The 223-nt window shown below is 61.0% G+C and carries 1 protein-coding gene; it reads right to left on the bottom strand.

Annotated features, from left to right (window positions below):
• A partial coding sequence (locus E4K09_RS19985) for a CobW family GTP-binding protein (protein ID WP_280177486.1) occupies positions 1-223 on the bottom strand: 223 nt, incomplete at both ends.

Here is a 223-nt window from a genome sequence, read left to right as displayed (position 1 = left end):
TTGCGCTTCATCAGGCCGTCGAGGATGCGGATCAGGTCGCCGCGCACGGTGCAGCAGATGCACCCGTTGTTCATCTCGAATACTTCCTCGTCGGCGCCGACAACGAGCTCGGTGTCGATGCCGATCTCGCCGAACTCGTTCACGATGACGGCATATTTCTTGCCGTGGGGTTCGGTGAGGATCCGGTTGAGAAGGGTGGTCTTGCCGGCGCCGAGATAGCCTG

It is taken from the genome of Microvirga pakistanensis, assembly GCF_004458765.1.
GTDB lineage: Bacteria > Pseudomonadota > Alphaproteobacteria > Rhizobiales > Beijerinckiaceae > Microvirga > Microvirga pakistanensis.
Note: the sequence above shows the minus strand (reverse complement) of the source record. Positions and strands in the feature narration are given on the sequence as shown.